This is a genomic window from Nocardia sputi (assembly GCF_023501985.1).
Map to the genome: position 1 here is coordinate 124,226 of NZ_JAMFLC010000024.1, position 25,592 is coordinate 149,817.

Consider the following 25,592-nt stretch of genomic DNA (forward strand, 5'->3'; position numbering starts at 1 on the left):
CCACAATCGCATCTGCCGTAGCGTGTTTCGCCACGTTCAACGGTCACGTTCGATACGGAGCTGCCGTGCACGTTCGAGTTCGAGCGCCCGCGCTCTGGTTACTCGCGGTGACACCTCGGGATTTCGGCGGACAGCTTCCTCCGCTGCCGTAGCGTGGCCGATCGACCGTAGGTAATCGACCTCGACCACCTGTGGGGAAAGCCCGTCTCGTATGGCTTTGACAGCCTGCGCGTATCGGCGCTCCGGCGAATCGTAGGGAACATGGACGGGAGGTCGCCCTGGCGGCTCGTACACGTACACACTCCTTTCATGATCGAAATTTGTCGGTGTGAGGTCCAGGCACAGCGAATAAGTCTGTATATCTAGGCGCCTTGCCTGATCCGGAGTCAATTGCAGGACTCTGCTCGGCCCGACGATCTCGTTGTGGTGCTGTCGCACGATTTCCTTGCCCAGCGTTTCCGCTGCTTTGCCGAGTGTGCGAGCGCGGTCCGTGTCGAGCGCCTGGGTCACAATTTGCCGATGCGCTGGATCCAGCCCGAGCTCTTCGATCCGGCGCGCCTCTATTGCCTGCTCGTGCCGGATGGCGCGCTGTATTGCGTCGAAATTCCGGGTCACCTCGCCGAGGTCCTGCGCCTGGCCGCGCGCGAGGGCCTGCTCGTATTCGCGTGCAGTATTCAGTTCGAGCTGGAGGGAGGGGGTACGCACGTCCGGCTGCTGGTTGCGGAATTCCAGTACTTCTCGGGTGGCTACCTCGACGAGTGCTCGCTCAGTGATCTCCAGCTGGGTCGTGGTCAAGAGGTTCCGCTCGCGCACATCGAGTTCGATGATTTGTGCGACAACCTGTCTGTGCTCGCCTAGTTGAAGTTCACGCAGCGCGTCGAGGCGGCTATGGAGTTCGAGTTGCTGCGCTGCGGCCATGCGCTCCTTCGCGAGTGCGACATCTTTACTCACGTCGGTCAGCGGAGCGCCGCGTTCGAGTGCCTCCCGGATCCGATCGAGCGCCTCGCGAGCCTGGATATACCCTAGCGACTCCGCCGCGCTCTGCACTCGATTCGTCTCGGCGAGATCTCTCGACAGTTGCACGATTTCCCGTATATGCGGGTTCAGCTGCGCCAGCAACTTCCCGCGTTGGCCGTCGGCCAGGTCACGCTGGAATTCGAGTTCCCGAGCGGCCTCCAGTCTGCGAGTGAGTTCGTGCGCGCGATCCTTGTCGGTGGTTTCGACAACGGGCAACTCGGGACTGGAGTCGAAGTCGCTGCCCGGGACGATCAGTGAAATATCCTCGATGTTCAGCTCCGGATATTTGTTCTGAATCTCCTTGCCTGCCGCCTTGAGTGATTTCGAAATGTCGTGCGTCGATCGGATCACGCCTTTTCGAACTGCATTGGCGAATGTAAGCGCCTGGTTGTTGTAAGCCTTCGGGTTTTCGTGTATCCGTTGGGCCAGCGCCTGAAGTTCGGCCCGCGTGAGCCCTCTCAGGGTCAGAGGACCGCCTGGTGCCGCATCGGTGGCCTTGGTCGCTATCCGTCCGTCGTAGCGCTCCACGAGGATTGCATGGAACCTGTCACGGTCGATGACGACAGCGATGTCGATGTCGTTCGCTTGGGGGCTCCGCAGCGCCGATCCTTGGACAAAGATGCCGTGGTCACCGAATCCGGCATCGTGGAGGATTCGATCGAGATCCCTGGCGAACGCGTTGAAGTGACCGGCGTCTTCGAAGCGGTATGGGTAGCCGCGATCGGAAACCACATCGGCCCAGTTCTCCATGTGCTGTGCGAGCACGTCAGCGGTGATGGGCTTCGCAAGGCGGGAACCGATATGGATGAGGTCGGCGATGCCGCGATCATCGATTCCCAGTCGACGTCCGTGCTCGATCAGGTTGTTGAGATCCCTTTCGCTGTAGCTGAGTTCGAATTTGGGGTCCTGGGCAACACGGTCGCGAACGCTGTCGACGAGCCTCTCGATAGGGATCTGCCCTTGCGCACCGCGCATGCCGAGATCTCGGGGAGGGGGCTCGGCACTCCGCTCGACGTGCGGCGTCTCAGGGCGGTTGTCGGGTGTGGGGTTGGTGATGCGTTGGTTTTCGGCGAATATCGTGGCGGCGTTGGGGTCGGCGCTTCGCTCGACGGGCCGTGTGTCGGGCCGGTCGGCAGGGGTGGAGTTGCTGATTCGTAGGTTTTCGATGAACGCGGGGTCGTAGCGTCGTGCATCTTCGGCGCTCGGGCCCGGAGCAGGATTCGGCGGATGTCGGCGGTCAGCGGGTTCGTCGGAACGATCCCGTGAGCGTCCTGGGTCGGCAGGCGCCGATGGACGGGCTGGGATCGGTAGTACCTGCGTGTTTGTATTCGGTGAGGTGGCTTGCGTGGAGGTTGGTACGGAGGCTGCTGGGCCGTCGTGCTCAGCGGCGCCGTCTAGAAGTCGAACGTCCCCTGTCGCGGCCAGGTCCCATCCGTCCGGTTGCGCATCTCGGCCCAGGAAACCGCGTTCGCCGACGTGCTGTCCGTCGGACTGAACGACAGGGTGTTCTTGTCGATCACGAGCTGGTGTTCGCTGCTCGGTTCCGGTGGATCGGTCAGTGACGTCGCTCGGAGCAGGTACTCGATCTCCTTCGCGTCTTCCCGTGTCCGCTCGATAGACACCCGCCAAGTCGGCGGATACACCTGGTAGCCCTGTACCGGTTGGCCCGTGCGGATCGCCTCGTCGTACCTCTCCCCGATCATGGTCGGCGCGAGGCTCGCGTGAGCTGTCACCACTCCCGTCTCGGCGTTCACCACGTAGTTCCCCAAGCCCAGCCTCTGACCGTTCGCGATCTGCTCGGGAGTCGAGATCGGCCGACAGACCCAGCAGTGCTCGAACTGGTAGATCCGATACTCCTGGTCGGGGCTGAAGATCTGTGCCAGATACTGCTCCACTTGCTCTCTGGTTCGAAATTCCGGCACTGTTCACTCCTTGATTCGGTGGAATCGGTATCGACCACAAGCCAGCGGAGTTGTGGATCATGTCGGCTGGAGGCCGGTCCGAGAAGGTGCTTTGCTGGGGGTCCCACCAGACCGGGCCGCTCGCGCCGAGCGGGTAGACGATGACGGTGGCATGGCTGCCGTCGATGACCGGTGCCCCGTCCTGGTGGTACAGCAAGGCGTTGGTTCGGGGGTCACGGGCGTGCCACTCGTTGATGACCAAGGCGGCCGATCCAGGGCCGTGGGCGCTGATCTGATTGTGCAGCGCCATGAATTGATCCGGCACGGGCGTACCGGCGTGGTTTCGCAAGCTGCTGCCGAGCCAGTCGGCTGCGCGCTGCGGGCCATTGCGCTCGCCGCTTGTCTGGTCGATGGTCCCGTCGGCAAGCCGGTCCGGGTAGCGGGGTAGCGACACTTGCGGCCTGCCGAAGAACGATGACAGCGCTGCCAGTGCACTGTCCAGGCAGTTGTTGCCGCGTCCGGGGAATCCGGGACCGCCGTCGTTGATCAGTCGCCCGTACGGGTGGGTACGTGGGTCGGCACCTACTGTGAAGCGGTCGCCGTCACGCAGCGAGTCCTCGACAATCTGCTGGTAGGAGCGATTTTCGAGGTTGGTCAGCCGGTTGTGGTCGATGACGCGAGTCTCGGGCAGACCGGTGAATCTGGTGGGGGTGTTCGCTGCGGCGATGTCGTTGCTGATCTGTCGCAGGTCTTCCGGACGGACGGTCGGCTGATTCCGGCTGTCGGCCGACAGTCCGAGATGCTCGCGCAGGTGGTTGGTGAGCGTTTCGGAGCTGTCGTGTGGATGCCAGCTTCTCGGGTCGGCCGTTTCGCGGTTGACGTCGACGGACAGGTGGGCGGTGGACGGGTCGTCGGTGAAGACGACGTCGACCAGCAGCCAGTCACCACTGAGCAATCGGTGACCGTAGTTGAAGGCACGGTCTGTCGCCAAGTGAGCGTTTTCGATCAGATTCCGCATCTCCTGCGGGGAGACGTGCGGACCGGCTTCGAGGTGGATCCGCACGCTGACCACGGCAACATGCTCGGGTCCTTCCGCGTACCGCCGCATCTCGTATGCGGGGATGCCGGGCGTTCGGTCCGGCCGAACCGCGATGACTCGATCGGGTGCTCGTCGTCGGTAGTTCTCGCGCGCATTGCGCGCTTCGAGTGCCCGTTGTGTTTCCGGGTCTATCGGACGGCGACGATCGGGCACCTCGGTAGGGGGTGCGGAGCTGTGCGGATCATGCAGTGGCACAGTGACATGAGAATCCTGACGCTGTGGTCCCGATCCCATGTGCCGCTCTATGCGCGGGTCGAGGTGTTGTCTGGGCTCGCGGTTGGCAGGTCGTCTCGGATTATGTGGCGCAGACGTGGAGGGGCCCGACCGATGGGGAGCGACGGGTGAGTGTGGTTCCGCTACGTGTCTTGGTGGTGATGGGACACGCGGCTGTGGTGGCGGCGATTCGGGGGCTCGCATCGATGACAGATCGGCTACGGGTGCGCGTGTTTCGGGCGCGCGTGGCGGCACCCGGCCACGATCGGATTCCCGCACGTGCGGAGCGTCCGGGTGCGGGTGCTCGGTATACGGATTCTGCGTGCGCTGTGTGCTCAGGCGTTGCGTCTCGCCATGGGAACGAGGGTTCTCTTGTGCGCGCTGTCTCGGCTCGTGAGTAGTCGGCGGGAGCGATTCCGGCGCCCGCATCGACCGCCACGGGTCCTGCTGTGTCGGAGGCTGGGATTCGGGAGCCCGGTAGTCGGTGTGCTGTTGGTGGCCGTCGAGCCAGTTGCGCACCTGGATGTCGTATGGGCTCTGCCCCAGCGGGTGGGCGTAGGCGGCCTCGGTCTCCTGCGGTGTCGGCTGGTAGCGGCCGATGTGCGGGTTGTATCGGCCGTAGTAGAAGGGATCGTGCGGGATGACACGACCGTCGTTGAAATGCGCGACGTACCTGTGAACGTTCGGATCGAAACCCGACCGGTGCGGTGGAGGTTCCGGGCGGGGAACCTGCGTGTGCGGTGGTGCGTGTTCCGTTGGGGGACTGTGCTGCCCGGAGTGCGCATCCTGCTGCTGAGCGTGCTCTCCCGCTTGTCGTCCTCGGTCGACAGCGGGAATATCGTGGGTGTGGGCGAAACGGGGGTTGTCCAGGTGGGCGAAGCGCGGGTTGTAGACGGGCTCGCCGACCCTGACGGATACCAGGTTCCCGTTGGCGTCGACGATGATCTCCCGCGGCCAGACGCGGTAGACGGTGTCGCCGGATATCCCGCCAGGGGCCAGTATCTCGGCTTCCCTGTGGCTGCCCGCGTTGTATCGGCTATGGGCAGTGGCGTCGTGGAAGGTGGCGTCTACGTCGATGCCGTGCGGGTGGTACAGCTCGTGCATATACATCGTCTGCCGGAAGGTGCCGTCGGGCAGACGTGTCAGCTGCCCCTCATCGGCGAGCCGGTTGAGGTCGTTGCCCGCGATGTCCGTTTCCCGGGCGATGGTGTGCTCCGGACTCCTCGACAGCGACACGAAGCCGTCTGCTTGGCCGGGGCCGGTGTGGCCGACGTGCGCACCGATGTTGAGGTTGCCGGGATCGCGTGGCGAGAAGCCGAGGTCGAAGATCTCCGGCCCCCGCGAATCCATGCGGAACAGGGCGTTGCGGGCGTCCAGGAACGCGTCTTCAGCGCTCCTGTCCCGCCATACCGGCGACAGGCCGTCGCCGGGATAGTTGACCACCAACCTCGTGGGGTCGATCGGCGCAGTCGCGTCGTCGAGCGCCTGGCCGGGCATGGACCGGGTCAGGTGATCGGGCAGCAGGTTGTCGGCGCAGCCGGGTTCGAATGCGTCGGGTTCGACGCTCGCGTAGCGCCGTCGCACGGGATCGCGCAGGTCGTGATCCACGACCTCGGTGAGGTACTCCGGGTCGAGCTTGTCGGGAGTCTCGTGGAGTGGCGGTTGTTCCGGGTTCTTGTAGACGCCGTACTGTCCGACACGCAGCGTGCCGTCTTGGACCCCGCGGACGATGTCGGCGGCCACCAGACCGTGCCTGGTGGCGTGATCCTCGATCACCCGAAGGTCGTTGTAGCTGAGTTCGACCGGCCCGCGCGGCGACGAAGGTCGATGCGGCGCGGTGCCCGAAGAATCCGGAACGTCACGAGGTGGCATCGCTGCCACACGGTCCGTCGTCCCCTGGGGTCCACGGTCGGACTCCTGCGGGCGTGGAGTGTCCGCTTGCGAGTGTGCCGGGCGCGGACGGTTGTCCTCGGTTACGAGGCGATCACGCCGTTGCGAGGCCACTGCTTCTCGCGTCTGGCCCGGATCATGATCTGTCCTGCCGCCGCTCGGAAGATCCCGTCCTCCGGTTGGTCCGTGCGGGCGGTGTTGCTCGTCTTGTCGATGGTCAGTGTGCGATCGAGGTTGTCCCTCGTCTCCCCGAACCGGTACTCCACTTCGCTCGGGTTGTCCTTGGTCTGGTTGTAGTAGATCAGCAGTGCCATCGTGTCGTCCCCACAGTGTGTCGTAGCGTTCGCCAGTTCGTGGCGGTATGTCGTTGGACCAGTGATGGTCGAGATTCGCGTGGGCGTGTGCGTCCTGATACGTCGAGCCGGGATGAGCACGCAGGTAGGTGGACTCGGCCAGCTCGTGTTCGAGTAAGACGATATCGGCGGGCAGCGGATGTCCGGCGCGCAACCGGATCCATGCCTCGGCGATGGCCGGATCGGCGTCGAACCTGCGTCGAATCAGGTTGCCGTCATAGTCGATGATGGGGTGTTCTTCGCGGAACAGATGGTTCTTGATCTGCTCCACATCGTCGCGGGTGAAATGTGAGCCGTCGGTGCGCGGATGTTCACCGAGTGTGCGCGCGATGTCATCGATGTCACCGTCGTCGCGGCGGAAATGGTCGTAGGCGTCCTCCGCCCATTCGAACGCCGCGAAGTCGTCGCGTGGACGCACGGCGCCACCGGAATACGACATCGCCTCGGAGTCGGTGGCGCCTGGATCGTTCGTGTTCGACTGCCGCCGAGTACTCGGGTCGGCTCGTCGATTGGGCTGTGCCGCCTCCGACGTGTCGTCCCGTCTAGGCATGTCGGTGGCCGCGGCGCGGTCGGAGAAAGGTGCCGTGCGCGCAGTACCGCCCGATGAGGCACGGTCGGCTGGGCTCGCGCGGTGGGCCAGGTCGGCTGGTGGGGCGCCGGTGCTGCCGGGCTCGCTGGTCGTGGTCGGCGGCGAGACCGGTTGCGGGGGAGTCCTCGGGCGCGCGGGGTGATCGGGCCGAGGTGTGGCGGCGGTCGCAGACTGTGCTGGACCGACGGATGCAGCGGGGTCTGGAGTGGAAACGGTCGAGCGCTGGCCCGGGTCGATGGCGGGCGCGAAAGGTCCGGCGAGCGTGTTGGGCAGCACGGCCGCTGGAGATGCTGTTGCCACAGCGCTCGAGGTGACGGTGTCCGATGGCGAATCGGCCTGGGCATCCGATCTGGATGTAGGCGTCGCGGGCGGTGTCGCGGCGAGGGGGCCGGTCGTGCTCGGTGTCGCGGTGTCCGGTGCGGTCGACGCGTCTACGCGCTGGCCAGGTGCCGGGGCGGCGCGGTCGGGGAGGGGCGGCGAATCGTCGGCGGTCGACCGGTTCTGGATGCTGGGTTGGGAGCCGGATTGATCAGCCGCATCGTAGGCAGCGGGCGCGGGATTCGATGGGGCGGTCGGTTGTCCGCCTATTTCGCTCGAAATGTGTGCTGAAGCCGCAGGGGCGGGCGAAGTCGTGGTTCCGGTCGGGTCTTGCTCGTCGGAGTTGCTGTGTGCTGTGTCGTCGATGGACGTCGTCTGGGTGCCGCTGAGCGTGGGTGGGCCCGGATCCGGAATCACCGTGCTGGTGCTGCTATCGGATGGGCTGTCGGCATGTGACGGAGTCGAGGTTCCCTCGGCGCTGACAGGCGTTGCGGCCGGAGTCTGGGGTTGTGGGTTGTTCGAGGTCGAATCGGTACTGCCGGCCGGGGTGGGGCCGGAGTTCTCGTTGCCGACCTCGCTCGTGTGAGCCGTCGTGTTCTGCGGCTGTGCCGAGCTCGTCGAGGCAGGCGTGGTGTTCTCCGGGGGATTCGACGTGACGGAGTCGCTGTCGGTCCCGTCGGCGTCGGCGGGGGTGCTCGCGGGCTGGGTCGCTTCGGGTTGCGGCTGAGAGCTGCTCGGCTGTGTTCGGTCTCCGGTGTCGCCGGGTGCGGGTTGAGTGCGTTCGGGTGGCTGGTTGTCGCTGGGTGCAGGTAGGTCCGGGCCCGAATCGCTCAGGTCGGGTGGGGACGACGTTGTGTCCGTGTCGTTGGCAGCGGAGTGGAGGCCGTGCGGAACGCCCTGTGCGGCGGAGGATGTGATGCTTTCGAGGGTGAGGTTGAAGGGTTGGTCGGTGAGCGCGGCGACTGTCGCTGCGGCGGCGGTTTCGCCGGCGATGCCGGTGGCGGTTTCGGTGGTGGCGGCGACGGTGGCTCGGCCGAGGCGGCTGGCGGCGACGTCGTCGACACCGGACAACAGTCCGCTGCGGCCGAGTCCGCCACCGACCGCGCCGCCCGCCGCGCCCGCGGCGGCGGCGATTCCAGCGGCCTTCACGTCCTGAAGTGTGATTTCGTCGCGGCGCCCGGTGGCGGCTTGGAAGACTTTGACGCCGAGTTCCAGGCCGCCTTCCTCCAGTGCCTCGTTGATCGCGCCGAGTAGGGCCACCCGGGCGGCGGCTTTGGCGGCGGCGCGGGTGAGCAGGCGGGCGATCAGCTGTTTGATCGCCATGCGGATGGTGACCTGTGTGGCTATTCGCAGGACGACGGCGCCTCCGGCGCTGAACCCGGTCCAGGCGGTCAGCAGCAAGGGCGCCACCTCGATCGAGAAGATGACCATCGCGCCGATGATGACCAGCTTGGTGTGCTCGATATCGGCTGCGCCGTCACCGATTTGGTCGGCCAATTTGTCGATATATCCGACCAGCGCCTGCCAGGCACCTTCTTTGCCTGCCAAGGTGTCCCAGTGTGCGGCGATCGCGTCATGGGTTTGTCCGTCGATCGCCGCCAACGCCTGCTGCATCGTGTGCGCGGCGTCGTCGTCGAGCTCGTTCAGTGCGGCCGACATCCCCGACCATGCGTCGGCTACTCGCCGCATCGCGGTTTCGTCGCCCTCGGGCCAATCACCCGCGCCGACCACCCATTTGGCGACCCATTGCAGCCACTCCGGGATTTCGATACCCATCAGGTGGTGATCCGGTCGATCTGGGCGGCGTTGGCCTGGTCACGGTTTTGCACCGTGTTCGCGATGGCGACCATGCTGTCGCCGAGGTTGGTCATCGTCTTGCCGAGGTTGTCGACGCTGGTCAACGCTTTGGGGACATCGGGTGTGTAGTTCTTGGCGAAGCTCTGGCCGATCTTGTCCGAACCCCAGCACTCGCCCTCGGTCTCGATGACCCGCCGCAGGTCGGCGGCGGCAGCGGCGATCTTGTCGGCGACGTCGGTGAAGCCTGGCCGGGTGGCGCGCAGCGCATCCGGGTCGACACGGAAGTTGGTCACGGGCGATCCTGTGAGTAGGAGCGGTCGCGGTAGTACTCGGAGGGCCGTTCCAGGCGTTTACGTTGCATCGGATTCTGCTGCGGGACGGGTACGTTGGCCGTCCGACCACTCACGCCACCAATCGGTCAGATCCGAACCGGGAATGGTGGCGGAAAGGAAGTCGTCGGCCGAGTTGAGGGATGGAACGGGGTTGACCGACAGCCAAACCGATTCCTGCGGACACACTTGCTCGAGCAACTCCCGGCCCGAGACAACTCGCCGCAGCCAGGGGTTCACGTCCTTCGGCAACCTGCCCGGCGAGGTGTAGATATCCAACATCATCATCGGACTGGAAGAGGTCATCGTATCGAGGACGCGGAACGGCCACCCACGCTGAGCCTGCGGATCGTCCGCGGCCAGTACCACGGTGAACTCGCTGCGGCTGAACGCCTCGATGAGCCAGGCGATGGTGTTGAACCCCCACGTCGCTCGCCATAGCACCAGCTCGAACTCGTTCGCGAGTTCCACGCCGGCCGACTCCGGGACCGGCACGAATTCAGGGTTCACCCAGTACTCGGCGATCCCGCCGTTGTCGTCGGCCAACCACCCGCCGAGCACGTTCTCCTTCCGGATCGCCGACTTGTCGGCCCTCGGGTCCGTGAGGTACTTCCACTTGCCGGGGTTCGCTCGCGCCCAGGCATAGTCCGAATCCGTTGGCTCGGGCAAGATCCGGCGCCGGAAATACGGCTCCATGAAGTCCGAAATACTGTGCTTTGCCATCACCGCTCCCCGTCGCGGTTTCGGACAGCGACCGACATCCATGAGCAGCTCGACGGGCTCAACTCAGAATCCCACCTCTCGAAAGCAAGTAACGTGCAGCACAAGCAAATAGGAGCGCCCGCTTGTTGTCATCACCAGATCAGTGACTTCCGATGGCCGTAGCCATCGGCCCGGCTGTGTTCTCATCGGTCCGATCGGATGGCGGGACGCAGTTGCCCCGGCAATCCGAAGGCATTGGCTCGCAGCCAATCCGGACCGACTGGAAACAACTCACGGGCGGTCCCGCAGGTAGGAGCGGTTGCGGTAGTACTCGTCCTCGGATTCCTCGTCCAGCGTTGCGGGCTCGTTCTGTGGCGTGGGAGGTTCCGGGAACATCGTGCGGACCAGATCACGGATGCTCGGGGCGCCGGGCACCAGATCCGAGAGATCGGGAATACCCTCTCCTGACGCTTCGATCGGGGCGACGGCCTGTCGGGTCGCCTCCAGCGCCAGCCGGGCGGCGGCCTGGACGGCCTCGGTGATGGAGTGCCCGAGCTTGTCCGGTGTGGAGCGCTTGAACGCCTCCGGCTCGACGTGGACTTCCACCGGAACACCGGCGGCGTTGCTGACCACCCGGATCAGATTGTCCGAGGACCACGCCGTGACCGTGGTGCTCGCTATCGCGGACTGAGCGTCGGCCAGGTCTCTGCGCTGTTGCTCGAAAACCTCCAGCAGCGAATCGACCTGATCACGCAGCGCGTCGGTGGATGGCTGTGTCGCGTCGCGCCCACTGTCCTGCACCTGCAAACCCCCACTTCGAGAATTCGGTCCGTTGCTGAATCTGACGTAGCGGCCCGACGTTCGGTTCCATCGAATGTCAGATTCCATCACCCGTCCCGCGGGCGCCGCAACTGAAGGGCGGGTCCGAACGCGACCCGCTCTGGCAGAATCGTTGCGTGCTCGTCACGAGGGGGAACACACCATGGTGTTGACCGCGCGTTTTCAGCCGGGATCGGCCAGCCGTCCATTCGTCGATCGTGAGCAGGTGCTGAGCCGGTTCGACGAACTACTGACCGAAGCCGCCGACCACCCCCGGGTCATGCTGCTCAGTGGCATCGGCGGAATCGGTAAGTCCCGGTTGGTCACCGAGCTGCGAGCGCGGGTCGAGCGCAAACATCCGGCGGCGGTGCTCGATCTGCAAGTGCCGAGTCATCGTCAGGCCGCGGACGGGCTCGCGGTGCTGCGGGTCCAGTTCGGTGCGCAGAAGATCAAATTCCACCGCTTCGACATCGCCTGCGCCGTGTTGTGGCAGCGCATGCATCCGCATCTGCGTCTTACCTCTGATTCGCTGGCGCTCGCCGAGCACAGTGAGATCCTGACCGAGATCCTCAACGACGCGACCGGGATACCGGTCTTCGGCACCGCGACCCGGCTGCTCGACCTCGGTGCGCGCCGCGCTATCCGCACACATCGGATACGGCACGATCCGATCCTCCAGGAACTCGACCGGCTGAGCCTGGCGAGCTTGGAGGAAGCCGTTTCCTACCTGTTCGCCGAAGATCTCAAAAGCGGGACGGAAGGTAGGCCCTATGTGGTCTTCCTGGACGCCTACGAAGCCTTGATGGGTGGCACCGACCGCGAAGGCCGCGCCGCGGCGTCCGATGCTTGGCTCCGCGATGTGGTGGCGCAATTGGACACCGGGTTGGTGGTGATCGCCAGCCGCGAGCCACTGGGCTGGGAGCGGCACGATCCGGAGTGGTCCAGCCGAGTTCGGGCGGTCGCGGTCGACGACCTGCCGATGGATGCCCGCTTCGAATTGCTGAATTCGTCGGGAATCGAGGAACCCGCCGAGCGCGCGGCAATCGCCGCTTCGAGTGCCGGTGTCCCGTTCTATCTGCATCTGGCCATCGACGCCCGCACCCGCGCGGGTTGGGTGACCCCTGCCGAATTGGTATCCCCCGAAACGATTCTCGAGCGTTTCCTCCAGCACGTGCGCCCCGACGAGGTCCGGATGCTGGAGCTGCTGGGGCTACCTCGCACCTTCGATCGAGAGATCTTCACGGCGGTGGCCGAGCAGTTCGAGTTGCCTCATCACATCGCGGCGTGGAAGTCCCTGATCGCGTACTCGTTCGTGTACGCGGCGGACGAAAGCGACGAAGGCCCGCGCTTCCAGCTGCACCAGTTGATGGTGGACGCGTTGCAGCGGCGCTTGGATCCGGATGTTCGGCGCACCCTGCACGCGATGCTGCACAACCTCTGGTTCGTGCGTGCGGAACGGCCGACCGGCCGGGTCACCGCCCTGCGGGAGGCGGGATATCACGGTGTTCGTTCGGGCATGCTGTCCGCGGTGACGTTGCTGCACTACGTCGATCGGATCGAAGCGGCGGGCGGCAGCCAGGGGATCGGCGGAGTGATCAGCGATCTGGACCGCTACCTGAACGATCCACATGAGAACCTGGCAGGTATGGCGGAACTGTCGGAACTGACGCGGTGCCTGGAAGCGGAAGCGGCGGTGCTGCTCGGCGACGCCAAGCAAGCCGATCGGCTCACCAGGGACGTCGCTCTGGATAGGACCGGACCGATCGCGGAGCGGTTGGCCGTCGCCGCGGCGAACGCCCGCCGCATACTCGGTGACACCGACGACGCGCTGGCCATCTACCAGAGTGTGTGGTCGCGGGGATCGGGGCGAGCACGGCTCGTCGCCGGTCAGTGGGCCGCCGACCTGCACATGTGCCAGGGGCGATTCCGTCAGGCGTTGACCATGTGCGAGGAACTCGTGGCCATGACGGACGGCGACGACCGGGAGTTCCTGGGAGATGTGGCGCGGCTGCGTCATCTCGCCTACCGGCTGGCGTTCGACACCGAGCGCGCCGCACAGTATCTGGCCGAGGCCGATACCCATTACCTGGCCGCGGGGAGCGTCGTCGGGCAGGCCAACATCGCGACGAATGTGGCCGAACTCTTGGCGCTCACCGACCCGTCGCGGGCGATCGAGGCCGCCGGGACCGCGATCGTGCGGCAGCGGGAACTCGGCGCCCTGCACGAGCTCGGAAAGGCCTACACGGCACTCGGTTTGGCGCGGTTGGCGCTCGGGGAGCTGGACGCCGCCGAGCACGCGCTCGCCGAAGCGTGCGAGATCCTCGAACAGGCCGGGTACCGATCGGGCCGGGCCAGGGCCGAGCTGTTCCGCGCAGGGGTCTTCGCGCGCCGAGGACAACGCGACGACGCGGTACGCAGTGCGCGATGGGCTATCTCGGAGTTCGAGGGCGCCAACGTCTACCCCGGTCTCGTACTCGTGGCGCGAGCGGTCCTGGCACTGTATGGCTGGACCGAACCCGACATCTCGAAAGCCGCCGCGGGCGCGCGGTCGCGAATCCAGCCGCCGACGCCCGGAACGAACATGGACCGCGAGGCCGCACGGGTGATCGCGCGGGTACTCGGCGTCGACGCCGAGGCGATGTACGACGACGCGCTTTCCCGCTCACAATCGGCCGCCGGGTACTACAACCACAATGTGCGGGTCGACGGCGTGTCCGGAGCGGTGAACGTGCGGATTCCCGTCGAAGGCGCCGACGTGATGGATCTGCGGCAGTGGCACGAAGCGGCGGTATTGATCTCGATCGAACCCTTCGTCGCTTCGGCGCCGAAGTTGCGCTGGGAATCGGCCCGCCCCGCCTACCAGATCCACGACTACATCGATGGCGACCTGCTGGATGGCATCGCGCCGCGTGGCGTGCCGGTTCCGGCTCATGTTCCGGCGGATGTGGCGGCGCTCTTCGCGGAACTCCGGCGCATCCCACGGGAGTTGCTGCCGCCGATCGAGCCCGATTGGACCGACGATCCCGCCGGGTTCGCCCGGCGACTGTCGGCTGTCACCGCCCGGGTGTACCGCGAGAGCAGCGCGGATTTCGGCGACCTCTACCGCCGGTTGGGCGTTCCCGACCGGCCGCTCCAGGATGTCGTCGCCTCGTGGGACACGCTCGAGCCGAGGCCCTTTCGAATGGTGCATGCCGACGTGCACCGGAAGAACATGATCGTGCGGGACGGCCAGGTCGTGTTTCTCGACTGGGAATTCGCCCTGTACGGCGACCCGGTGTACGACGTGGCCACCCATCTGCACAAGATGGGCTATCTCCCGGAAGAACAGGAGGCGTTCCTCGCCGAGTGGATCGCCGCCGAGCCCGAGGCCGCGACCGGCGAGTGGCGTCGTGACCTGCGGACGTACCTCGATCACGAGCGGGTCAAATCGGTCGTCGTCGATGCGGTCCGTTACAGCAAACTGCTCCGGGAGGGAGCCGGAGATGTGGCCGCGGAGGCGGCGTTGGTGGCCAGCATGGCCGGGAAGCTGCGCCTGGCACGGAGTGTGTGGGGACAGCGAGAGCCCGTCGATGAGGTGGAGGTGGAAGCCGCGTTACGCGGGCGGCCTTGACTCGGCGGCAAGCGCACGAACGAGAATTACTTGGGGGGTGAGCCGACGGAGATGCCGGTGATGACATCGGCGAGGATCGCGTCATCGACATATCGCCGACCGTAGACGGCGACGATGGCGCCGATGCGTATGTCGGATGCTTGTTTGGCGGCCAGGACGTGCACCTTTGTGTCGGTGTCGGTGCGGACCTTGGCGGTGCCGGTGGTGAACGCGTTTCGGACCACCAGGGTCGTGCCGTCGTTGGCGGTGACTTTCCCGAAGGTCATCCCGATTCCGAGGTGGGAAACAGGTGGAGCGGCTCGGGGAGGCGTGCGGACGGTAGGTGGAGGTGTCGTGCGGACGGTAGGCGAAGGTGTCGTGGTGGTCGGCGCGCTGGCACGGATCGGCGTGGCCGAGGCCGTCGTTCCGGTGGAGCGGTCGACGAGTAGACAACCGGACACCACGACGAGCACCAGTCCGATGCAGAGCCCGACGAGCGCGGCCGCGCCGAAGTTGTGCGGTCGATGCGGCTCGTCGTCCCGCCGCCGTGGTGGCGGAAGCGGGGGCATCGCCATTGCCGTTGTCGGCGAGACGGATTCTGTCTTCGGCGTGATCGAGCCCGGGCGCACGGTGGGAGACGTTGGTCCTGTTGCTTCGCTGTCGGCATCCGACTGCGCCTCCGGTCTGCTCACAGGGGAACTGACCGATCTTGTCCTGGCACTCGAAAGCGTTGTCGCTGAGAGTGTTTCAAGATCGCCGCCGAGTCGTGCCAGCCGACCTACTCTCGCTGATTTCCGATCGTGCGTGCTCCAGCGAGGCATAGGGCAAGCGTAGGTGTCGCTATGTGTGTGTTTGTTGTCACTGGCGGGAGTACCGATGTGACCAGGGCGAACCGGTGATCATCAGCGCAATCGGTCGATTGTGCATTGGCGGCAGCCGGGGCGCCATCGCCGTCTGAGTCGAACATCACTGTGCGCAACAGATATTGTTCCGAAGTCGCCCAGTGACAGGTCGCTCCGAGCCGGGCGGCTGCACGAAAGGATTCCGGCCGATCGGTCGCTTCCCGGGTCGGTGACGCTCCAGGAATAGATGGAACCGATCGGCCGCGAGCTGCGTCAGAGTCAGGTGTGAAGACAAGTCGAATCCGCGATGCGTGCGGCGGGGTTGTCAGTCAATAGGTAGCTGCGAAGTGGGAGGTGTGAGTGGCCGCATTCGACGTGAGCCGCGTTGCGGAGGACTTTGCGCAGGGGGCAGCGGATTCGAGCGCCGGGCCGGAAGGTTTCAGGAGTTGGAGGGCCGGATGCGGGAGTCGACGGTCACCGAGTCGGGCAAAGATCGTCGCGTCGTCGTCACCGTTGGCAAGCAGCGGTGTGCCCACGGCGATCACGCTGTCGCCGAGTTCGCGCGGGACGGATCCGGCGGTGCTGTCCGCGGAGATCATGTCCTGTCTGCGGCAGGCGCATTCGACATTGCGCGCGGAGGTCACCGGGCTGGTGCGGAACACCGTCGGAGAAGACCCGGTGGGCGTCGCGATCATCGAACAGTACGCACAGCGCTTCCCTGATCCCGATCCGCCCACGGTCGAACCGTCCGAACACCGCACTTCGCATCCGTCCAGTGACAACCTCTCGATGGCGGCCCCTTACTTCCCGCCGCAGCACTTCCCGCCGCAGCCGGGACCGGCCTCCTCGGATACGGCCGCCCCGCGCAGCCGCAAGCCCGACCGTGACCAGATCGTCGTCCCGGACGAACCGGATCCGGAGATCGAGTACTACAACCATTTCTGGCTGGTGTGACCGTGACGAATCCTGATGCAATCTCCGTAGATCCAGACGAAGTGCGTAGTCATGCCGGAAAGCTGCAAAAGCTCACGCAGAGCTTGACGTTGTCGCTGGAAGCCGCCAGCTATCTCGGTGCCGCGAATGACGATTCGGCGAGGTACCCCGACCTCCCGTGCAACTGGTGCTCGAGGACAAACATCGCAACACCATCGACGTGATCCGCAAGCTCGCCGAGGACGTCGCGGCGCTGCCCGGCAAACTCGACACCGTCGCTGCGGCATTCGAAGACAAGGTCGGCGCCTTCGGCAGGTCGGTGACCGAACTGCGCAAGACCATCGCCGACGCACCGGGAGGGCCGCAGTGAGCACGACAATCGGCGACTGGCTCAACGAGAACACTCCCGGCTTCGACGACCGGAAGAAAGCCGAGAACACACCACTGATCGCCGAGAGGACCGACTACCGGGAGGAGTACTTCCAGGAGACCGTCTTCTGGATGCACGACATCGGTCTGAAGCAGGATCGAGAGACCAGGTTGCCCGGGATCTTGTCTGGCACGATAGCGGGAGACGCATGGGAGGCTTACGCAAATTTCCGGCACGCGGAGACGTTCGAGGCGATCACCGGCGGCATCGCGGTAGGCGCGACCGTAGTGGATGCCGGGATAGACCCGTTCGGATTCGTGGGCGATCAGATCGCCGGATGGATGCTCACGCACGTCGAGCCATACCGCAAGGTGCTGGACGGGCTCGCCGGAAACGACAAGATGGTGGGGGCGTATTCCGAGAGCTGGAACCGAATCGCCAAAGAGGTGGCCGACATGAGCACGACGTGGCAGGCGGGTCTCGAGGCCGACATCGCGATGTCTACCGTTCTAGCTGCACAGACATCGCCATCGGTTCCGGCGGATCGACGAATCGACGTGGGGGATCACCATGATCAGGTTGGGGCGTGGCTCGCACAGTCGAGGGAGCAACGGGTGATGAGCCCATCGAATTGCTCGCGGCGCTGCAGGTCGATTGGGTATGAATAACCGGATGGCCGTTCTGATGTACCGCTTCGTTGCCCGAACGACCAATGCGTGACGAACAGGCAGTAGCGCGCATCTTCGCGGACTTGGCGCCGCTGTGGCAGGCGTTGCATCGGCGTCTGTCGACCGGCAGGCCGGTGCTTCGGGTCAAGGTCGGCCCACTGGACATCCGCCAGCAGACGGCATTCGCCGACTTGTTCGGTTTGTCCAGGTTGCCGGGCGAGTACCGGACGGTCAGCGTGGCCGATATGGATGCGGTGCTATCCGAAGTGGCCGGGACGGATTCCTACACTGTCGTCGAGCATCTTGTCGGGCCGGTGGGCAATAGGGCAGCGGATCGCGCGGCCGAGGCCGCCGCTCGACAGCAGTTGTGGGCTTGGTTGTCCGCCCACGACGTCGTGTGCGCACAACCTGTCCTCGAGGAATGGGTGACCTCGATGCGGCGCACGGGATTGATGGCGAGGTCGGTCGAGTACACGAGATCCGAACTCGAGCGGGCGTTGCGCGTCCTGCGCGAACTACCCGGAGCCGGGTTGCCTCTGCCGGTGTTCGCCGCACGAGTGCTCGGCGATCCGCACGCACTCGACGACGGAACACGGTTGTAGGCGACGGTTGTTCGCGCTCTCGCCACCCTCTACAACAGCGAGCCGCCGACCGACGCCATTCAGTTGCGCGCCCTGTGGGAGCGTGCCGGGCTGGCTGACGACGAACTATCGTCCACCGTGCTTGTCGCTGGATCGCCGACTGGAAGTACCGACGGAGTGGTCGGCGAGATCCTGCGCACCTGCGCGAGCCGTGGACTGGCCGCGGTTGTGACGCTGCAGCAAATCCGATGCCAGCCGCAACCAGCCGAGGCGGCTGGACTCGTGTGGATAGTCGAGAACCCCAGCATCCTCGCGATGGCGTTGGGCCGTTTCGGCGATCGTTGCCCGCCGATCATCTGCACGGCGGGGTGGCCGAGCAGTGCCTGTGTGCAGCTGCTGGAACGGCTGGCAGGTGCGGGCTCCGAACTTCGCTATCACGGTGATCTCGACGGGGAGGGTTTGCGGATCGCCGCCAACATTGTCGCCAGGTTCGGTGCGATGCCTTGGCGAATGACCAGCGCTGACTACCTCTCGGCGGTTGGGGCGAGCGGACCCCCTGTCGGTCGGGTGACCCCTGTGCCGTGGGATGGTGACCTGTCAGAGCACCTGCGCCGGACCGGCCTGGCGGTCCCTGAGGAGCGGGTCGTCGATCTATTGCTCACGGATATCCAGCCGTGAATGTCGGCCCTTGGGTCTATGGTGGGCATTCGAGTCGCCAGCCAGGGGGAGCCACTGATGGATCCGATTCGTGTTCCGCCCGAGATGTTCCGTTTCACCAGCGGTGATCGCGCCGGTCTCTATGTTTCGGTGCTGCACGCGTTCGGTGAGGCGAACGAACGCCTGGAAACGGCGCTCGGCATCGACGAGCTTCGGGCCCGGTTGCGGTCGGTCGGATGGTTGGAAGCTATCGAGGACCACGATTTGACTGCGGCGCTGGACCAACTGAACACCTGGAATCTGGTCGACGTCATCCAGAACCACTCCGAGAACTACCGCACTGCAACGGAATACGAACGTCGCAATCTGCAGTACTCGCTCACCCGGCAGGGTGAGGCCGCCTTCGCCGGCGTCCTGCACGCGATGACGGTTCTGGCGTCGACCGGTGCTTTGCAGACCGCGGTACTCGACGCGATCTCCGACCGGCTGGCCGACCTGGTGCACGAACTGGAGTCCGGTTCGGATCGCCGAGTATTCACGGCGTTGAGCGAGCTCGAGTCCCATCTCGCGGCGCTACGGGGCAACACCAAGCAGTTCAACGGCGAATTGCAGCGTCTGCTGCGCGCCGATGGCGTGGACCTCACAGTCTTTTACGAGGTCAAAGCCGCGACGGTGGCCTACCTCCACGAGTTCCTCACCGATCTCGAGTACCGCGCTCATGTGATCGGCTCCCGCATCCAGGCGATCGAGGACTTCGGTGTCACGCGCATGCATCAACGTGCTCTACGCGGAGCCGAACTGCCGCAACTGAGTGGCATCGATCCCGGGGTGGCGTGGCTGGAACACCGCAGAGCCCGCTGGGATGGCCTGCGCGCGTGGTTCCTGCCTGCGGACGGCACGCAGCCGCGCATCGACCAACTGCGCCAGGTCGGTCGGCGGGCCATCGTCACATTGCTCCAGGTGCTCGATCGGATCACCGAGTCACGCAGGCGCTCGAGCAGCGCCGTGGCGGATTTCCGGGAGTTGGCCCGGTGGTTCTCGGTTCTGCCGGAGCAGGACGATCTGCACCGGTTGTGGTCCACCGCCTTCGGGCTCAACTCCGCGCGGCATCCACACCTGGCCCACTCCGACCCGGAGTTGGTGAGCCATACGGCGTCCTGGCAGGAGGCGCCCGCAGTCGAGGTCTCGCCGCTTCTACGATCGTCTGGTCGCACCGAGCGATTCGGCCGAACCGGTGCGATTCCCGATGTCGCGGCGATCAAGGAGGCCCGTGCGGTACGTGCCGCACTGGAACGGGCGGAACTCCAGGCCGCGTGGGACATGCTCGACACCGGTGGCAGCATCCGGCTTTCAGCCTTCGGCGAACTGGATCACGAGGTGTTCGAACGACTGCTCGAATTGCTCGGCCGCGCGCTCGGCGGCGTGCAGGAGCCGAACGGCACTCGGCGTGGTTGCACCGCGGACGGACGGGTCGAAATCGTCTTACGGCTCTCGCCTGACGGCGGAACCGCCGAGCTGAAAACACGGCGCGGAGTGTTTCGCGGGCCCGACTACATTGTGGAAATCACCGCACCCGGACCTGAGAGGCGCCACCGGGGAGCATTCGCATGATCGAAACTCAGGCAGCTTTCGGGAGTCCATCGTGAGCGAACTAGCGAACCAATTGGTGATCGCCGAACGGGAGCAGATCGCCCGGGGCGTGCGGCATCTACTTGCTGATCCGCTGATCACCGAACGCGCCGCGCCGGACGTGTTCGACGTGATCAGAAGGCGGCGCGATCCGATTGCGAAGTGGTTCGACTATTACTGCGGGTGGACGCTGATCGTCGAGCCTCGGCTCGGCTATGCCCGTCTGGTCAAGGTGCGGCCGGCCACCGACCCGACCCGGCCTGCGCGCCGGCTGCGTTCCGGTAGATCGGCGTTCGATCGCAGGCGGTATGTGCTGCTGTGCGTGGTGGCGGCGGAACTTTTCGCTGCTCCCGTGACGACCATCGGCCTGCTCGCGGGACGGGTGCGGGCCGCCACCGCAGAAGAACCGGTGGTGGAGACCTTCGATTCGGCCAGCCGCGGTGAACGGATGGCATTCGTGGACGCGCTGCGGCTCCTGGAATCGTTCGGCGTACTCGAAGCGGTCGATGGGGTGGCCGACTCGTTTGTGGATTCGGACGCGGCGAAGGTGCTGTTCCGAGTCGACACCACGCTGTTGTTGCGACTACTGGCGACCCCCTCGGGGCCATCGCAGCTGGGAATGCCCGTGGAAGAGGTGCCGCTGCGACTCGCCGATGTCCTGGCGGAACTCACCAGGGAGCGTCGCTATGGACTGGCGGGCGCACCGGCGGGCAGGCATGCGGACCGCACCGGCGTTTCCGACGCTCAGCGAAATCTATGGTTGCGGCACAGCGTATTTCGCCGGCTTGTCGACGACCCCGTGGTCTACCTCGACGAACTCAGTGCGGACGAGCGCGCCTACCTCGAGTCTCCCACCGGCAGGCAGCTGCTGCGTCGCGCCGCCGAACAGGGCGGTTTCATCCTGGAGGAACGGGCCGAAGGTCTACTTCTGATCGATCCGGACGGCATCGCGACCGACAACAAGTTCCCCGATGACGCGAGCACGGCGAAGGTAGCCGCCCTGCTGCTCCTGGATGCCATGCCGGGTCCGACCACCGTCGAGCAGTTGCAGCGCAGCACTGCCGGAATGCTGGAACGCTTTCCGCGCTGGGCCCGAAAATATCAAGGTGAAGGTGGCGTTCGAGAGATAGTTTCCGACGCGCTCGCGGTGCTGAAGGAGTTCGGGCTCGTCCGCACGTCGGCATCGGGTTTGGTGACTCCGCTGCCGGCCGCCTTCCGCTATCGCGTCAACGAGATTCGCACAGCCGATACCGCGAAGGAACCGTCATGACCGTGACCGAGTTTCCGCAACGACCGCAGACGCGCGAAGGCGACCGGTGGATGCCGACTCGTGCGGGAATTCTCAACGTCTGGCGCTACTACGACGAGGTATTCGAATTCCATGACGGCCGCTTGCTGCTGCGTGGTCCGAACGGTAGCGGCAAGTCCAAGGCATTGGAGTTGTTGCTGCCATTCCTGTTCGACGCGAGTCTGCGGGCCAACCGGTTGTCGACCTTCGGCACCAGCGAACGGACCATGCACTGGAACCTGATGGGGGAAGGAGCCTCCGGCGCGACCAGGGTGGGGTACGTCTGGCTGGAATTCCGGCTCCAGGGAGAGACCAGCCGCTGGTTCACCTGCGGTGCTCGCCTCCAGGCCACGAGTCGCACCAACGCGGTGCACGCCGACTACTTCACCACGGTGTCGCGGGTCGGTGCGGCAGGCTGCGAGGACAGGCTGGTCCTGACCGATGTCGGCCGCCCGCTGACCCGCGCGACACTGGCCGAGCGGATCGGGAGTTCCGGCATGGTGTACGACAGCGCCTCCGATTACCGCGCGGCGGTGCGCGCGGCACTGTTCCCGACCCTGAACGAGCAACGCTACGACGCCCTGATCACCGCATTGCTGCAATTGCGGACGCCGAAATTGTCACAGCGACTCGATCCGGCCTTGCTGTCCACGCTGCTGTCGCGTGCCCTGCCGCCGCTTAGCCACGAGGAGATCGCGGATCTCGCGGAGGGTTTCGAGCGGCTGGACGCCCAGCGCGAGCGCCTGGCCCGTTTGGATGCCGAGGTCCAGGCCACCGGCAAGCTGGCGCGTCATCAGCGCACCTACGCCCAGCGTGTGCTGCGTGCGGGCGCCGCCGCGCTCATCTCGGCCACCACGGAGCTGGAAAAACTCTCCAGTAAAGCAAAGAAATCCGCCGATGAGCATGAACACACGCAACAGCGCAAGCGGGAGGTCGAGCAACGGATCGATGCAACGAAAGCCGAACTCGCGCATACTGAATCGAGGCTCGAAGGGCTGACGAAGACAGACGCCTACAAGCAGGGTTTGAAACTCGACGATCTGCGCAAACAGGTTCGAAGCGCCAAGTCGCGTGCCGACCGGCTCGACGTTGACGCGCAGCGTTTGCAGCGAGCCGCAGCGAGCGCCGCGCAACTTCATGACGCCGCTGTCCGAGCCGAAGCGGGACTGGAACGGATCGCCGACGTCAGCGGTATCGAAGCCCGGCAGGCCGCGCACCGTGCTGGACTCACGAGCGTGTACGACGAACTGGCCGACGCCCCGGAGTCGAACCGATCACGGACCCTGCTGCGCGGTGCGGTACGCGCCAAAAGGGAACGCTTGAGCGATATGACCGATGCGCTCAACAAGCACCAACGTACGGTTGACGCGCGCACCGACGCCGAGTCCGCACTGGAGCTGTCCAGAGCCGAGTTCACGCAGGCCGAGGACGCTCACGTGCAGGCCGTCGAGGAACGCGCGCGCACACTCGATGCGCTGCGCGAGCGGCTGCACGAGTGGGCCACCGGATGTCGCGCCCTGATCTTCGAGGCGCCCGATGCCATCGCCGATCTCGCCGAGAGCCAATCAGTGCTGATGGATACGGTGAACAAGGCGGTCACCGCGGCCCTGGAGGATGTGGCCTGTCGAGAGAACGATTGCCGACGGGCAGTCACCGCCGCCGAGACCGAGCGCGGCGAGTTGGTCGCCGAACGGGATCGGCTCGACGACCACCATGACATACCGCCGATCCGGCCGGCTTGGCGGACTGCCGATCGAAGCCGAATGTCCGGAGCGCCGCTATGGCGTCTGGTCGATTTCGCCGAAGGGGTGCCCGGCGCCCTCGCGGCGGCGACGGAGGCCGCCCTTGAATCCGCTGGACTGCTGGATGCCTGGATCGGGCAAGACGGCGAGGTCGACGGCCACGATGTATTCGCCGACCACACAGTGTTGGAGACGGTGGCGGGCCGCTCTCTGGCGGACATCCTCATTGTCGTTCCGGACGCCGAGGTATCGCCGGATGTGGTGCGCCGACTGCTGGGCACGATCGCCTTCGGTGACCGGCTGCCCACCGGGGCGGTGGCCGCCGTCGGCGCCGACGGGGCCTGGCGCGTCGGCAACCTCACCGGAAGCTGGCGCAAAGAGCAGCCCGCCTACATCGGCGCCTCCACCCGCGAACGCGCGAGGCATCGTCGGGTCCGTGAACTCGAGGCCGAGATCGCGGAGTACGACCGGCGGCTCGACGAACTCGGCACGCTACTGCGACAACTGATCGCCCACCGCGGCCTCATCGAGTCCGAATACGACGATCGACCGGACCGCAGCGCGCTCTCAGCTGCCGAGGATCGGCTCACCAGAATGGCATCGAACCTGGACGCGGCCGATCGCCAAGTACGCAAATCGCTCGAGAACGTCTCCACCAAGGAAGCCGCGGTGAAGAACTCACTGTACGCGTTGTCCGCGCTCGCCGCTGAAACCGGACTTCCGACCGACCGGACCGGCCTCGCGGCTCTGAACAGAGCGATCGATGATTTCGCGGGTCAAGCCGACGTGTGGCTCGACGCTTACCGCGACTTGCGTCAGGCACGGGCCATCACCGCTGACCGCGCCGACCGCGCCGAGGGTTCCGCCGCCGATGCCGCGGAACGAGCCGACGCCGCCGCCGAGGCGATCTACGAGCATCAGCGGCTGGCAACCGAACTTGATGCCATCGAGGAGTCTGTCGGCCGCGACTACCGGGAAGTCCTGGCCGAAATCGAAGCCCTGCGGATCCGCAAGCAAGAGCGCGGTGGTGACCTCGAACGCGACGGCATCACACTCACCGAACTCGCCACGAAGGTCGGTGGTCTCGCGGCCCAGCACGCTTCGTATGCCGCCGCCCGGGATGCTGCCACCGTGACCCGAGATCGTGTCGCGCTGCGCTTCCGGCAGCTGTCGGCCGGAATCTTCCCAGCGGACAGCGCCATGCCCGACCTGTCGACGTTCCGCGAGACGTTGGCAGCTTCGGATGGGGTTCGCGCCGCACTCGACGCGGCACGGTTCGTCGCCGCGGCCTGGCCCACCATCCCGTACGCCACGAGCAACCTGAACGACGCGGTGCGCCGACTCAACGAAGCTGTGCACGAATGCCGCGCCGCGCTCAGCTCCCGCGCCGACCTCGATCTGGAAACCGACGATGACGTGCAAGTCTTCACCGCTGTGGTCGACGGCGTCCGGGTCGGCTGCGCCGAATTGCTGCGGATACTCGGCACGGAAGCCGAACAGAGCAAGAGCGAGATCACCGAACAAGAAAGGCGGCTGTTCGACCAGACGTTGACCGGCGATACCCGCCGTCATCTCGCCGCCCGTATCCGTCAGGCCAACGACCTCGTTGACAACATGAACGCGCGGCTGCAACGCGTGCGTACCGCCTCGAACGTCGCGGTGCAATTGGTTTGGCAGGTCGGTAAAGACCTTCCGACCGGTACCAAGGCCGCTCGCGACCTGCTGCTCAAAGATCCCGTCCGGCTCAGCGATGCCGACCGTGAATCCTTGCATCGCTTCTTGCGTGATCGGATCGAAGAGGCCAAGGCCGACGACACGGCCACCAGCTGGGAGCAGCAGCTCGCGCAGGTCTTCGACTACACGGCCTGGCATCGGTTCGTGGTCAAGATCGACCGCGGCAACGGCGACGGCTTCCAGGAGCTGACCAAGAAACTGCACGGCGCGCTGTCCGGCGGCGAAAAGGCCATCGCCTTGCACCTGCCATTGTTCGCGGCTGTCGCGGCCCACTACCATGCAGCGCCACAGGCTCCGCGGATCATCCTGCTGGATGAGGTGTTCGTCGGCGTCGACACCGTGAACCGGGGGCAGATCTTCGCCCTGCTGTCGACGTTGGATTTGGACCTGATGCTGACCTCAGATCATGAGTGGTGCACGTATACGGAGTTGAGTGGGATCGGAATTCATCAGATCGTGGGCGGCGACGGCGATGACGCGGTGACAACGGCGCGGTTCACCTGGGACGGACGGGACCTGCTGCCCGCATGAG

12 protein-coding genes and 1 pseudogene are annotated in these 25,592 nt (G+C 65.5%); 8 read left to right on the forward strand and 5 right to left on the reverse strand.

Going from position 1 to position 25,592, the window contains the following annotated elements:
- Positions 1–36: 36 nt before the first annotated feature.
- The 4 genes from M8859_RS29000 to M8859_RS29015 form a co-directional block, all read right to left on the reverse strand.
- Entirely contained in the window at positions 37–9,156 is a 9,120-nt protein-coding gene (locus tag M8859_RS29000; protein WP_249645106.1) for a toxin glutamine deamidase domain-containing protein, read from the reverse strand.
- Positions 9,156–9,470: a WXG100 family type VII secretion target gene (locus M8859_RS29005; protein WP_159927197.1), complete on the reverse strand. Its 315-nt coding sequence runs from the start codon at positions 9,468–9,470 to the stop codon at positions 9,156–9,158. The genes M8859_RS29000 and M8859_RS29005 overlap by 1 nt, the downstream gene beginning before the upstream one ends.
- A 57-nt stretch (positions 9,471–9,527) precedes the next feature.
- Positions 9,528–10,229: a hypothetical protein gene (locus M8859_RS29010; protein ID WP_159927195.1), complete on the reverse strand. Its 702-nt coding sequence runs from the start codon at positions 10,227–10,229 to the stop codon at positions 9,528–9,530.
- A gap of 270 nt (positions 10,230–10,499) precedes the next feature.
- Positions 10,500–11,009, reverse strand: a complete 510-nt coding sequence (locus M8859_RS29015) for a YbaB/EbfC family nucleoid-associated protein (protein ID WP_223517311.1) — start codon at positions 11,007–11,009, stop codon at positions 10,500–10,502.
- Between the two features lie 181 nt (positions 11,010–11,190).
- Between M8859_RS29015 and M8859_RS29020 the strand changes: the two genes are divergently transcribed.
- On the forward strand, positions 11,191–14,637 hold the full coding sequence (locus M8859_RS29020; RefSeq protein WP_249645107.1) for a phosphotransferase: 3,447 nt from the start codon (positions 11,191–11,193) through the stop codon (positions 14,635–14,637).
- Positions 14,638–14,663: 26 nt separating this feature from the next.
- On the opposite strand, the gene M8859_RS29025 is transcribed toward M8859_RS29020, so the two are convergent.
- Positions 14,664–14,903, reverse strand: coding sequence for a hypothetical protein (locus M8859_RS29025; RefSeq protein WP_249645108.1), 240 nt, complete (start codon positions 14,901–14,903; stop codon positions 14,664–14,666).
- 1,083 nt (positions 14,904–15,986) lie between these two features.
- On the opposite strand from M8859_RS29025, the gene M8859_RS29030 reads away from it, so the two are divergent.
- The 7 genes and pseudogenes from M8859_RS29030 to M8859_RS29060 all read left to right on the forward strand — a co-directional run bounded on the left by M8859_RS29030 (position 15,987) and on the right by M8859_RS29060 (position 25,591).
- A complete protein-coding gene (locus M8859_RS29030; RefSeq protein ID WP_249645109.1) occupies positions 15,987–16,412 on the forward strand; it encodes a hypothetical protein in 426 nt (141 codons plus the stop codon).
- A 157-nt stretch (positions 16,413–16,569) separates the two neighbouring features.
- On the forward strand, positions 16,570–16,761 hold the full coding sequence (locus tag M8859_RS29035) for a hypothetical protein (protein ID WP_249645110.1): 192 nt from the start codon (positions 16,570–16,572) through the stop codon (positions 16,759–16,761).
- A complete protein-coding gene (locus tag M8859_RS29040; protein WP_249645111.1) occupies positions 16,758–17,429 on the forward strand; it encodes a hypothetical protein in 672 nt (223 codons plus the stop codon). Before M8859_RS29035 ends, M8859_RS29040 begins: the two co-directional genes overlap by 4 nt.
- Before the next feature lie 44 nt (positions 17,430–17,473).
- Positions 17,474–18,688 (forward strand): annotated as a pseudogene (locus tag M8859_RS29045) (TIGR02679 family protein).
- A gap of 57 nt (positions 18,689–18,745) precedes the next feature.
- The gene (locus M8859_RS29050) at positions 18,746–20,278 is read left to right on the forward strand and encodes a TIGR02677 family protein (RefSeq protein ID WP_249645112.1); all 1,533 of its coding nucleotides are present in this window, start codon (positions 18,746–18,748) and stop codon (positions 20,276–20,278) included.
- Positions 20,279–20,309: 31 nt separating this feature from the next.
- A complete protein-coding gene (locus M8859_RS29055) occupies positions 20,310–21,566 on the forward strand; it encodes a TIGR02678 family protein (protein ID WP_223517294.1) in 1,257 nt (418 codons plus the stop codon).
- On the forward strand, positions 21,563–25,591 hold the full coding sequence (locus M8859_RS29060; RefSeq protein WP_249645113.1) for a TIGR02680 family protein: 4,029 nt from the start codon (positions 21,563–21,565) through the stop codon (positions 25,589–25,591). The genes M8859_RS29055 and M8859_RS29060 overlap by 4 nt, the downstream gene beginning before the upstream one ends.
- The last annotated feature ends 1 nt before the right edge of the window (position 25,592 follow it).